13 protein-coding genes and 2 tRNA genes are annotated in these 12,752 nt (G+C 36.8%); 13 read left to right on the top strand and 2 right to left on the bottom strand.

Features of this window, described 5'->3' with window-relative positions:
* Window positions 1-118: 118 nt before the first annotated feature.
* Entirely contained in the window at window positions 119-556 is a 438-nt protein-coding gene (locus tag NSQ14_RS12960) for a YslB family protein (protein WP_251241262.1), read from the bottom strand.
* Window positions 557-857: 301 nt separating this feature from the next.
* Between NSQ14_RS12960 and NSQ14_RS12955 the strand changes: the two genes are divergently transcribed.
* The 13 genes from NSQ14_RS12955 to NSQ14_RS12895 all read left to right on the top strand — a co-directional run bounded on the left by NSQ14_RS12955 (window position 858) and on the right by NSQ14_RS12895 (window position 11,454).
* Window positions 858-1,469 carry a succinate dehydrogenase cytochrome b558 subunit gene (locus NSQ14_RS12955; protein ID WP_041844822.1) on the top strand — a complete coding sequence of 204 codons (612 nt, stop codon included), beginning with the start codon at window positions 858-860 and terminating at the stop codon, window positions 1,467-1,469.
* A 101-nt stretch (window positions 1,470-1,570) separates the two neighbouring features.
* Window positions 1,571-3,322: a succinate dehydrogenase flavoprotein subunit gene (gene sdhA / locus NSQ14_RS12950; protein ID WP_342014196.1), complete on the top strand. Its 1,752-nt coding sequence runs from the start codon at window positions 1,571-1,573 to the stop codon at window positions 3,320-3,322.
* 21 nt (window positions 3,323-3,343) lie between these two features.
* Window positions 3,344-4,111: a succinate dehydrogenase iron-sulfur subunit gene (gene sdhB / locus NSQ14_RS12945; protein WP_034771584.1), complete on the top strand. Its 768-nt coding sequence runs from the start codon at window positions 3,344-3,346 to the stop codon at window positions 4,109-4,111.
* A gap of 263 nt (window positions 4,112-4,374) precedes the next feature.
* Complete coding sequence (locus NSQ14_RS12940; RefSeq protein WP_346216471.1) at window positions 4,375-4,845, top strand: thioesterase family protein; 471 nt, start codon at window positions 4,375-4,377, stop codon at window positions 4,843-4,845.
* A gap of 151 nt (window positions 4,846-4,996) precedes the next feature.
* Window positions 4,997-5,221, top strand: a complete 225-nt coding sequence (locus tag NSQ14_RS12935; protein ID WP_033828593.1) for a helix-turn-helix domain-containing protein — start codon at window positions 4,997-4,999, stop codon at window positions 5,219-5,221.
* A 553-nt stretch (window positions 5,222-5,774) separates the two neighbouring features.
* The gene (locus NSQ14_RS12930) at window positions 5,775-6,215 is read left to right on the top strand and encodes a MarR family winged helix-turn-helix transcriptional regulator (protein ID WP_034771578.1); all 441 of its coding nucleotides are present in this window, start codon (window positions 5,775-5,777) and stop codon (window positions 6,213-6,215) included.
* A 7-nt stretch (window positions 6,216-6,222) separates the two neighbouring features.
* Window positions 6,223-7,029: a glutamate racemase gene (gene racE / locus NSQ14_RS12925; RefSeq protein WP_041903867.1), complete on the top strand. Its 807-nt coding sequence runs from the start codon at window positions 6,223-6,225 to the stop codon at window positions 7,027-7,029.
* 56 nt (window positions 7,030-7,085) lie between these two features.
* Window positions 7,086-7,721: an Rpn family recombination-promoting nuclease/putative transposase gene (locus NSQ14_RS12920; RefSeq protein ID WP_346217123.1), complete on the top strand. Its 636-nt coding sequence runs from the start codon at window positions 7,086-7,088 to the stop codon at window positions 7,719-7,721.
* Between the two features lie 398 nt (window positions 7,722-8,119).
* Window positions 8,120-9,154, top strand: coding sequence for a GerMN domain-containing protein (locus NSQ14_RS12915; protein WP_041844827.1), 1,035 nt, complete (start codon window positions 8,120-8,122; stop codon window positions 9,152-9,154).
* Between the two features lie 303 nt (window positions 9,155-9,457).
* Entirely contained in the window at window positions 9,458-10,072 is a 615-nt protein-coding gene (locus tag NSQ14_RS12910; RefSeq protein WP_034771536.1) for an XTP/dITP diphosphatase, read from the top strand.
* Window positions 10,069-10,569, top strand: coding sequence for a metallophosphoesterase family protein (locus tag NSQ14_RS12905; RefSeq protein ID WP_034771533.1), 501 nt, complete (start codon window positions 10,069-10,071; stop codon window positions 10,567-10,569). The genes NSQ14_RS12910 and NSQ14_RS12905 overlap by 4 nt, the downstream gene beginning before the upstream one ends.
* A 442-nt stretch (window positions 10,570-11,011) precedes the next feature.
* A tRNA-Arg gene (locus NSQ14_RS12900) sits at window positions 11,012-11,085 on the top strand.
* 295 nt (window positions 11,086-11,380) lie between these two features.
* A tRNA-Arg gene (locus tag NSQ14_RS12895) sits at window positions 11,381-11,454 on the top strand.
* 200 nt (window positions 11,455-11,654) lie between these two features.
* On the opposite strand, the gene NSQ14_RS12890 is transcribed toward NSQ14_RS12895, so the two are convergent.
* Complete coding sequence (locus tag NSQ14_RS12890) at window positions 11,655-12,752, bottom strand: tyrosine-type recombinase/integrase (protein WP_346216470.1); 1,098 nt, start codon at window positions 12,750-12,752, stop codon at window positions 11,655-11,657.

Here is a 12,752-nt window from a genome sequence, read left to right as displayed (position 1 = left end):
AGGGTTGAAAAAATTTAAAGGGCTTTCGTGTCCGATAAAGTAGTTTTTATTGTTAAATCCTAATAACATGAATGAACGAGTCCATTAAGGGCAAATATTTTAACAGCCCCTAAAAATGCTAAAGCATCGGATCCCATTTAACGGTAAAAACGATCGTCCCATCCCGTTTTTTTGAATGCTCATAGCTTTCCGCATAAACTTTTTTCATTTGTTGAATTTGTTCAGCTAAAAACCCTGCTTCTAATTGGAAGGTTGGGTTTGTTTTCGTCAATAGCCGATTTCTGATTAATTCACTTGATAACGTGAATTCCATTTCATCTTTCTTTTCATCGGTTACTGTTAATGTTCCCCAACCTGCATTGATAAAGAATTCAATAATTTCATTTATGGAAAAAAGAGGATATTTTCTAGCTAAACGTTTTCCGGCCCAATACAAAATATTTGGTGCCTCATTCCCTAATAATTCTTCCAACAATTCTTCGCGAATCAACTCATATCCGAAAGCAGGTACGGATAATTCACTAATATTTATTTCTTTTGTACTTTTTTTGCTCAATCAAGAATCCCCCTTTTCTTTAAATCTATTATATACAAAATCGCAATGATTTATTTAACTTTTTTTGTTGGATAAAAATTATTTTAATATATTAATTGAAATAAGTGGTAGAAATGGAAAATATTTATAAATCACTATTCCGAAGATTTAAACATTAATAAAAACACTTTAGAAATATTATTTATCTGTATCCGTTTTCTTGACGCTCCCTAAAAAAAAGTTTACAATGAACATGTCATATATTTGCCATAGTTTTCTAAATTCATAGTGAAGGATAATCTTAAGGGGGGTACATGTAAAGATGGCTGGTAACCGAGAGTTTTTCCACCGGAGATTACACTCATTGTTAGGGGTTATACCGGTTGGCCTGTTTTTAATCATGCATTTAATGCTTAACTACAATGCTACGAAGGGACCGGAGGCATTCAACAAAGCTGCCGGGTTCATGGAAAATCTTCCATTCTTACTATTTCTTGAATTTGCTTTCATTTATATTCCTATTGTATTTCATGCAATTTACGGGGTTTATATTGCATTTACGGCAAAACCTAATGTAGGCAGATTCGGAAAATTCCGGAACTGGATGTTTGTGTTGCAAAGATTCACAGGCATTTTCTTAATTATCTTTATTGCATGGCATGTGTGGGAGACACGGTTGGCAAAAGCATTTTTTGGAACTGAAGTTAATTTCGACATGATGGCAAATATAGTTGATAATCCGCTAATGCTAATTTTCTATATTATAGGGATAGTTTCGGCTACTTTCCATTTAGCAAACGGATTGTGGTCATTCTGTGTGAGTTGGGGGATTACGGTTTCGCCACGGTCACAACAAATTAATACATATGTAACCATGGCAATCTTCCTGGCATTATCTTATGTAGGTATTCGAGCTATACTTGCATTCGTATAATATCAAGAACCATTTTCAAAATACATTATTGATTTGGGCTATTTTATCTTAATCTTTTTTACGATAAATTTTTACCATGAATTGAAGGAGTGAGCCACAAAATGAGTAAAGGAAAAATCATTGTTGTCGGCGGCGGTTTAGCCGGTCTGATGGCAACTGTTAAAATAGCTGAAGCAGGAGTTCCTGTTGAATTGTTTTCACTTGTTCCGGTTAAACGTTCTCACTCTGTATGTGCACAAGGCGGGATTAATGGTGCGGTTAATACAAAGGGTGAAGGGGACTCACCTTGGCAACATTTTGATGATACGGTTTACGGCGGCGACTTTTTAGCAAATCAACCGCCTGTTAAAGCAATGTGTGAGGCGGCACCAGGAATTATTCACTTATTTGACCGAATGGGTGTAATGTTTAATCGTACATCTGAAGGACTTCTTGACTTTAGACGATTTGGCGGAACACTTTACCATCGTACTGCATTTGCCGGGGCAACTACCGGTCAACAGCTTTTATATGCATTAGATGAACAAGTTCGTCGCCATGAAGTAGCCGGACTCGTAACGAAACATGAGTATTGGGAATTTTTAGGAGTCGTTTTGGATGACGACCAAGTTTGCCGCGGGGTTGTTGCCCAAGATTTACGAACAATGGAAATCAAAACGTTTGCGGCTGATGCAGTTATTATGGCGACTGGCGGACTTGGTATGATTTTTGGGAAGTCAACGAACTCAATTATTAATACAGGATCTGCCCATGCTATTCTTTACCAACAAGGTGTCTATTATGCAAACGGAGAATTCATTCAAATTCACCCGACCGCCATTCCGGGGGATGATAAACTTCGATTGATGAGTGAATCTGCACGCGGTGAAGGTGGAAGAATTTGGACCTATAAGGATGGAAAACCTTGGTATTTCTTGGAAGAAAAATATCCATTATATGGAAACCTAGTACCTCGTGACATAGCAACTCGTGAAATTTTCCACGTTTGCGTTGACATGAAACTAGGAATTAACGGAGAAAACATGGTTTATCTTGATTTGTCCCATAAAGATCCACATGAGCTGGATGTAAAACTGGGCGGTATAATTGAGATTTACGAAAAATTCACCGGTGATGATCCACATAAAGTTCCGATGAAAATCTTCCCGGCTGTCCATTATTCCATGGGTGGTGTATGGGTTGATTATGATCAAATGACAAATATTAAAGGTTTATTTGCGGCAGGTGAGTGTGATTATTCACAACACGGTGCTAACCGTTTAGGTGCGAACTCATTATTATCTGCTATTTATGGTGGAATGGTAGCCGGACCAAATGCAGTTAAATATATTGAAGGTCTTGAAAAAAGTTCTGACTCTATTCCTTCCAGTCTTTATGAACGCTATCAGAAACAAGAAGAGCAAAAATGGGCTGATATCATGAATTTAGATGGAACGGAAAATGCTTATGTACTTCATAGAGAACTTGGCGAGTGGATGACCGATAATGTAACAGTTGTCCGCTATAATGATCGTCTATTAAAAACAGATGAAAAAATTCAAGAATTGCTGGAGCGCTATAAAAATATCAATATTAATGATACGTCAAAATGGAGTAACCAAGGGGCATCATTTACGAGACAATTATATAATATGTTACAACTTGCACGTGTGATTACACTCGGTGCTTATAATCGTAATGAATCTCGCGGTGCCCATTATAAACCGGATTTCCCTGAACGGAATGATGAAGAATGGTTAAAAACAACCATGGCAAAATTTGTCGGGCCGAATCAAGCACCTGAATTCTTTTATGAAGATGTCGATGTTTCGTTAATTCCGCCGCGTAAACGTGATTATACGAGAAAACATTAATTAAAGGGGAGGAATTTTTCAATGGCTGAACAACAAAAAACAGTGACTTTTATAATCCAAAGACAAGATACACCGGATTCTGCCCCTTATGAGGAGACATTTGAAATTCCATATCGCCCGAATATGAATGTAATCGCCGCATTGATGGAAATTCAACGGAATCCTGTTACAAAAGATGGAAAAAAAACAACACCGGTCACATGGGAAATGAATTGCTTGGAAGAAGTTTGCGGAGCTTGTTCAATGGTGATCAACGGGAAACCAAGACAATCTTGTTCGGCAATGGTTGATCAGTTGGAAGAGCCCATTCGTCTTGAACCGATGCGTACATTCCCGGTCATCCGTGACTTAATGGTTGACAGAAGCCGGATGTTTGATGCGTTGAAAAAAGTGAAAGCCTGGATTCCAATCGACGGTACATATGATTTGGGACCGGGACCGAGAATGCCTGAAACGAAACGTCAATGGGCATATGAACTGTCGAAATGTATGACATGTGGAGTTTGTTTGGAAGCATGTCCAAATGTAAATGACAAATCAAACTTTATGGGGCCTGCCCCATTATCACAAGTTCGCTTATTTAATGCGCATCCAACCGGTGCAATGAATAAAGCGGAACGTCTTGCTGCAATTATGGGTGATGGTGGCCTTGCCAGCTGCGGTAACTCGCAAAACTGTGTTCAAGCCTGCCCGAAAGGAATTCCGTTGACAACATCTATTGCTGCATTGAATAGAGAAGCGACTGTGCAGATGTTCCGGAATTTCTTTGGCAGTGATTATTCATATTGAAAATTTGCTGTTCATATTTAAATAGAATTACAGATTTTATTTTCCAAACGAGAAAGACCACTCTTTTAAGGGTGGGATGAAAGTGAGTGCGGTACTTCAAGTATGCGAAGATCTACGTAGGTTTATCACATAAATAAACCATGATTTGATCGTGCCCATTATTGGAATAAATATGGTTGGTTGACTATAAACAAGTCAACCTTTTTTTAAAAACAGAAAACGAATGATTGTTCATTCATTTTGGACTTGTGGAGGTTTACCGTATGAAAAAAATAAATTATATTGAGGACTTTCAAACTTGGCAAAGAGATTTTGAATTTTATATACCTATTAAAGTTCGCTTTAGTGAGACCGATATGTTCGGCCATTTAAACAATACCGTCCCGTTTATTTATTTTGAACAGGTTCGAATCGAATTACTAAAATCGCTTGGTTTCATGGAAGAATGGAACCAAATCGACAGTCATGTTATCCCGGTCGTGGCAGATTTACAGTGTGATTATATCCAACAAGTATTTTTTGATGAAGAAATTAAGGTGTATATTAAAATTCATAAAATCGGACAAAGTTCCGTTGATCTGCATTATATGGGAAAAAAATTAAATGATTCAATCTGTTTCACGGGAAGAGGAACCTTGGTTAAATTAAATAAATTAACCGGGAAAGGTGAAAAATGGACCGAACACGAAATGAATACCATAGAAAGACAAATGAAAAGCGTTGCTAGAATATGACTTGACCTTTAAGTAACAAATTTGACCGCCTATTTCTTAATTGTTCATGAGAAAGGTGTCACTCCAATCCTTGCCTGCACATATGATATGGTGACGATTCATACCCATCCCCGCGTTTTCTAGCTGGCGAAGGCAAGGAGGGTTCATGTATTTGAAGGAAAATGATTTCACTCATAAGCCGTTATTGACAAAACGAGAAAGGGAAGTTTTCGAGCTGTTGGTCCAAGACAAAACAACAAAGGAAATTGCCCAAGAATTATTTATTAGTGAAAAGACAGTTCGAAACCATATTTCAAATGCCATGCAAAAGCTTGGAGTAAAGGGGCGTTCGCAAGCTGTCGTCGAACTTCTCCGGATGGGGGAGTTAAAGCTCTAAACAATACCGGCTATCCATAATGGTGGCCGGTTTAAATTTTTTTCTACGCTTAATATCAACTGGAAGCATTTCCCCAAAATTTCAACTCAAAAAGAAAACCTCCGCTTAAAGGCTTTTGGTGTACTTTAATTACATTTACATTGCATAAGGAATAGCTTACGTTTGCAAAATACATCAATCATTCCCATACATAAGGAAAGACTGTTAAAAAGAGGTTCTATCTTGAAAAATGGTTGAATTTTTTCAGTAAAAGTTAGAAAATAAACTATAGTTCTTTTAGATGTATTTTAAAAAAGTCAAGTGAAACTGTAGGGGTTTTCCACATCCCTACTGATGATTAGTTGAACCTATCTCTTTGTAAACTTGAAAATCTTGAGGTAGGTTCATATTGTCCGTACGGGATGGGATATAAATAGTTTAAGGAAACACCTGTAAGCAGCGAGTCCTAATATTTTTCATAAAAGTTTATCTTTTGCACATCCTGTGAATGTTAACAAGGATTGTTTAACGTCGAGAAGCTTAATAAATTTTAGGTGTCAATGGGGGGAACCATGTGGAAAGAACAATTGAAGAAAAGGTTGTAGCATCTATTGAAAAAGACTTGCGCTATATTTCCGGTATAATAAAGCAAAAAGGCCGGGAAATTTTAAGTAATTATTCAATAACACCCCCTCAATTTATCGCTTTACAATGGCTCTTTGAAGAAGGCGATATGACAATTGGTGAACTTTCGACTAAAATGTATTTAGCGTTCAGCACAACTACAGATTTAATTGATCGAATGGAAAGGAACAATCTTGTGAAAAGGATAAGAGGTGAGAAAGATCGCCGTGTTGTTCGTATTCATTTGCTATCTGAAGGGGTTCGAATAATTGAGGAAGTCATTAAAAAGCGACAATTGTATTTAAATGAAGTTTTACAGGACTTTAATGATGAAGAAATTATTCTTTTACAAGAGAATCTAAAGAAATTACATAAAAATATGAAAGGTTGAAGCTAATTTGTCAGCAAATCCAATAGGCATCATAGACTCGGGAGTAGGCGGTTTGACTGTAGTAAAGGAAATGATGCGCCAGTTGCCAAATGAATCGATTATTTATTTAGGTGATACTGCGCGTTGTCCATATGGACCTAGGTCAAGTAGTGAAATTAGTCAATTTACGTGGGAAATGACCCGCTATTTAGAAACATATCATATAAAAATGTTAATTATAGCCTGTAATACAGCAACTGCCGTGGCATTGGAGGAAATTCGAGACAGCCTTTCAATACCGGTATTAGGTGTGATAAATCCAGGCGCGAGAGCAGCAATTAAAGTTTCCCAAAAAAATCGTATCGGTGTTATCGGAACAGAAATGACAATTAAAAGTAAAGCTTACGAACAGGCGTTGAAAAAAATCAGAAAACATGTTACTGTTCACGGGCTGGCTTGTCCCAAACTCGTCCCACTTGTAGAAAGCGGCGAATGGACCGGTGCTTTTGCAGAAAAAATTGTGGCTGAATCTATTCGTCCTTTAAAGGATAAAAATATTGATACATTAATTCTAGGATGTACCCATTATCCGCTGTTACAGCCGGTTATTGAATCTTATTTTCAAGGTAGTATTAAAATTATTAGTTCCGGTGAAGAAACAGCAAGAGAAGCAAGTGTAATTCTGGATCATATTGGTATGCTTAATACACCTGAGGAGCAACCAAATCATGTATTTTTTACAACAGGTTCAAAATCAATGTTTAAAACAATCGCTGAACAATGGCTTGGATTAACGAATATAACTGTTGATACAGTTAAGTTATCAAGCTATTAATATCTCTGAAAAGCATAGCTTATCTATGTTATGAAAAAATACGGTAGTAAGAAAAAATTTTCATTAAAATACTGCTTCATTTAGTCGGGTTTTTAAATGGCTTTGAGGAAATGCCACAAAATGTGAAAGAATACTTGCCAAACTTTCACTACCTATTGTATGACCTCTCTGATTATTCGGATGAGGAAATAAAGGGAAATGCCCAACTACGAATTATGTTGAAACTACTCCGTGATGTAGCTACAAAAAGTACTGAAGAATTTCTACGGTCTTTTTATGAGGCCAGTCACGCATTGCTCGAGATAGAGGATAAACAAAAAGGAATTGAATTTTTTGAGATAACGTTGCGATATGTATTCAATGCTGTTCGAGACTTAACAAAGAAGGACATGGAACAAATCGTGCGGCAAATTGAGACGACATTTCCAGAACGGAGTGAAGTAGCCATGACATTGGCGGATATTTTGAGAGAGGAAGGCATGCAGGAAGGTTTGGAAAAAGGAAGACAAGAAGGAGCATCCCAAGCTTTAGCAAAAACCGCCCTACAATTGTTAACAGAAAAATTTGGTGCATTGCCGGAAGATCTAAAGGAAGACATTAAGGAGGCGGATCTTGCGACACTGGAAACCATCCTCCAAAATATAATCAAATACCAAAGTATAGATGATGTTAAAAAATTTTTTGAACAATGAATAGCTAGACTTCTTAAGTAACTTCAGGGACTTACTGGGATAACCTGCTAAAAGACTAAAGCACTTTGTTCGTAGGAATCCCCTTTCTTAGCTAATAGGAAAGTATAAATTTTCCAATTTCTACTTTCCTAACGCATAAGTGCAACTACGGCTCTGCTCTCGCCAAAAGCTCGGCAATCGCCGAGTTTTCTTTAAAAAACGACTAATTTAATGACTGCCTCGTGAATTGAGTCGACATTCACGAGGCGTTTTTATCCGGCAAAAAAATGATTAAGAAATTTTTATTGGCTAGTATAAGGGCCTGTGTTTTAGAATTTGTCCGATTTTTTTCTCAGGGCTCGGTCTATTTTTGTAAAAACCCCGTATACATGTAGTACAAACTGTTATGGGGGGATAGTATGAAATTAATAAAAAAATTGATTTGGATAGCAGTGATTGCTTTTTTACTTTCAGCTTGTTCACAATTAGGGGGAGAAAAAGAAAATATTGATCCACCACAAAAAGTCTCATATGAAGATGAGTTGGATGTGACGGGTGAAAAGAATGCTGATGGAGAAAAAGCATATGAGGTGAAAACAGAGCTCTATTTGATAGACAAGAATGGGTATGTTGTTCCGAAAACATTGGGCTTACCAAATACAAAATCAGTAGCTAAGCAAGCATTGGAATATCTTGTCAAAGGTGGCCCAGTAACTGAATATTTACCAAATGATTTTCGAGCAGTTTTACCGGAAGGAACTGAGGTATCCGTTGATGTCAAGGATGGCGTAGCTACTGCTGATTTTTCAAAAGAATTTGCCGAGTACGCCCCAGAAGATGAAATGAAAGTCTTACAATCGATCACTTGGACTTTGACCCAGTTTGATTCCATCAAACAAGTTAAATTAAAAATGAACGGGAAAAATTTAAAGGAAATGCCGGTAAACGGAACTCCTATTAAAGATATGTTAACAAGAAAAGATGGAATTAATATTGATTCTTCAACTGCAGTCGATATCACCAATACGTATCCTGTTACTGTATACTACCTAGCTCAGAGCAATGAAGAAAGATACTATGTGCCGGTAACAAAGCGTGTGAGTAATAAAAATGATAACCCGGTAACTGCAGTTGTTAAGGAATTAATTAAAGGTCCGAATATGACATCAGACCTGTATTCGTTATTTATGCCGGATGTCGAATTAGTTGAAGAACCGAAAATGGAGAATGGCATAGTTAAACTGAATTTTAACGAAAATATATATGGCAGTTACGATCAAAAACTTGTTTCAAAGCAAGTTTTGGAACCTTTAGTACTTTCGTTGACGGAACAAGAGGGGGTTGAAGGGGTGGCTATCCAAGTAAACGGAAAGACAGATATTGTAAACCAGGATGGCAAACCTTTAACAGAACCGGTTACCCGTCCGGAACATGTCAATACTGGCAGTTTTTAATAAAAATTTGCTATAATAAAGATAGAAAGAGGGGGGACAAACCGCCTCTTTTTTTTCAATGCGGGGAGGATAAAGTATTGGTCAAACATATCGGACAAGTTTTAGTTTCAAACTCCAGACATCTTGTTCTCTACACTTTGAATAATGAAAAATAAGCTAAGTAACAAAAAATATTTTTTCAAAAAACTACTGCGCAAAGTACAATATTTTGTGTCATACTATATATGATACACACTTACCTTTGTGGAAAATCATCAAGAAATTTTTTGGGTATTAATTAAAATAATGAATAAGAGGTAAAGTATGGAAGAATTAATTATTGCAACAAAAAATAAGGGGAAAGCAAAAGAGTTTGAGGAACTATTTGAACCGCTCGGCTTCCGGGTAAAGACACTCCTTGACTACCCGGATGCACCTGATATTGAAGAAACAGGCAAAACTTTTGAGGAAAATGCGTTATTAAAAGCTGTTGGGATTTCCAATATTTTCCAAAAAATAGTAATAGCTGATGATTCCGGGCTTGTCATTGATGCTTTAGATGGGCGCCCTGGTGTTTATTCCGCTCGATATGCAGGAACTGATAAGGATGATGAGGCCAATATTCAAAAAGTCTTGTTTGAAATGAAAGACGTTCCGGAAGAAAAACGCACGGCTCACTTTCATTGCACCCTGGCTTTAGTTGTACCGGGAAAGGATCCCATCATTGTAGAAGGCACTTGTAACGGATTAATACTAACCGAAAAACGCGGAAATAACGGCTTTGGTTATGATCCGATCTTTTATCTCCCTCATTTGAAAAAAACAATGGCAGAAATAACATCTGAGGAAAAAAATCGAATCAGCCACCGGGGAAATGCAATTCGAAAATTATCTGAACATGTCCAAGAAGCTATGGAAAGAGGGGATTTTCTTTCATGAAGGTTTTGATTTGCAGTGACAGTCACGGATTAACGGAAGAACTTATCCAATTAAAAAAAACTCATCCGGATATGGACTATTATATTCATTGTGGTGACTCTGAATTGGACAAAGATCATTCTGCAATTCAAGGCTATCATGTGGTTAGGGGAAATTGTGATTTTGGCAACGATTTTCCTGAACGGGATTTGATTGCAGCCGGAAATGAAAGGATATTTATTACGCATGGGCATCGAGATCATGTCAAAACAAGTTTAATGAATTTACATTACCGGGCTATCGAACAAAATGCAACCATTGTTTGTTTCGGTCATTCCCATGTTCTCGGGGTTGAAAATATTGAAAGAATTTTATTTATTAACCCGGGCAGCATTGCCTTACCACGTATGCGGAAAGAAAGAACGTATGTCATCTTGGAAATAAATGGGAAAACAAAAACTGTTCATGTATACGAATATGGACATGGGGAACTTTTTCAAGAGTCATATGACATCTAATATTTTGGAAGAAGAAGGAAACAATACAGAATTAATTTCTCTTCTCTTCTTCTTCCAAAAAATTGAACAATATTATTGACATTAATCACAATAGGGCATATAATAAATCTTGTCTTTGATAAATAATTGTGTCCCAGTAGCTCAGCTGGATAGAGCACGCCCGAATAAGCTTCTTTGAATAAGCATCAGCGTACCAATCGAGCCGCTTCTTGAGTAAGCTTACTGAGATTGGGACGACGGAGTTACCAAATAGACGAAGAAAAAATTATACGAATAGTTATATGATGTCCCAGTAGCTCAGCTGGATAGAGCACGCCCGAATAAGCTTCTTTGAATAAACATCAGCGTACCAATCGAACCGCTTCTTGAGTAAGCTTACTGAGATTGGGACGACGGAGTTACCAAATAGACGAAGAAAAAATTATACGATTATTTATATTATGTCCCAGTAGCTCAGCTGGATAGAGCAACGGCCTTCTAAGCCGTCGGTCGGGAGTTCGAATCTCTCCTGGGACGTACTAAAAAGGAAGATCAAAGCCTTGACTTGAAAGGATTTTGAACAGAAAAGGGATGCTAACACAGATATAAATACTGTGGAAGTATCCCTATTTTTTCACAACAATATTTTCAAAAAGCAACAGCCTTCCATGCCGGTAATTTGCCCACATTATCGAATTCCTCTTCGCCGTAATTCGTTTTATGACAACGTTGCAGAAAGTTTTTTTAACTTACTTACCGTAAATATTTCCTGAAATCATTGATGGAAATAATAGAATATGATAAAATATTTAATGTCTTAAATTAAAATTATGTCCCAGTAGCTCAGCTGGATAGAGCGACAGCCTCCTAAGCTGTAGGTCATGAGTTCGAATCTCGTCTGGGACGTTTTTAGGTTAAAATCCGTTAGAAACGGTAAAATTAATTTTCGCAGGAATGTTGATTTATCAACGTTTTTGCGATTTTTTTATTTTTTCCTGTTTGAATAAGTTTGATATAAAAATCAAATCATTTTACACATTTTTTGCACAAGAATCTTGTGTAAAATCTTTTACACAACTCTATCCATTGGTTTTGTGTAAAAAATTTTACACAGCTTTATACATACGCTTAAACGTATTTACACTTAATTCCTCATCCTGCTGACGCATTTCTTTCATGATATGAGCGTATGTTTTCATGAGTGTTTCAACGTCATGCCCTAGTCTTTCCGCAACATAATTATAACTTGCCTTTTGATATAACAAAACACTGGCATGTGTATGTCGCAAGCCGTGTACCGATATTGGTTCAATTTTTAACTCTTTTAATATCAATTCCAATGCTTTATTTGCCGCACCATTACTAATTACTTTGTACTTAGATGTTGGACTGTAAAATACTAATTGTGTTATATTTTCGGGTGTTTTATCAAATAAATCTTTAAACACTGCCATTGTTTTCTCATCCATTTTTACTTTCCGGATGGATTGAATTGTTTTAGTTGGTACAAACCCTTCCCCCATTTTTTTTGTATATCCCCATTGTTTTGTCACACTAATCATGTTGGTTTTAAAATCAAAATCTTTTCTTGTTAATCCGACCATTTCGCCAAAACGCATACCACTTGTCAAACCTAATAAAAGTAAATAATAAACTATACTTTTGTCTAATCGTTCATGCAATGCGTTTAACAGTTTTTGACTATCTTCAAAATTCAAATGTTTTTCTTCCGGTCTTTTTTCCGGCTCTCCGGTTAAAACCGCGCCTCGAGTAAAATCAATCCGGATTATTCCCTCATCAATCGCCTCTTTTACACACGCCCTTATATGAGTGTTTAATTTACGTGTAGAGGCTTTAGCGTGTGTTTTGCCATATATGTTTAAAAACTCTTGGTAATCAGCTTTTTTTATTTCCTGAATAGCTTTATCACCAAAATACTCCTGTACCGTTTTTAGGCTTGTTTTATAACGCTCTAATGTGTTTTGGGCAATATCTGTTTTAAAGGTCTTTATCCATTTTTCCATGTATTCGGTAAATGGCACTGGCTTTAAATTTGGAATGACACCTTTTCGCAATTCCGCTTCAACTTCAGAAGCGGCAATTTGTGCCTCCCTCTTTGTCTTAAACCCACCTTTTCTAATTAACTTGCCTTTGTTGCTTACCGTATACTGCCATGTTTTGCCTCTCTTTTGGAAACTTGCCAT

The organism is Caldifermentibacillus hisashii, assembly GCF_039654145.1.
GTDB classification, from domain to species: Bacteria; Bacillota; Bacilli; order Bacillales; family Caldibacillaceae; genus Caldifermentibacillus; species Caldifermentibacillus hisashii.
This window is presented reverse-complemented; position numbering and strand designations above follow the sequence as displayed.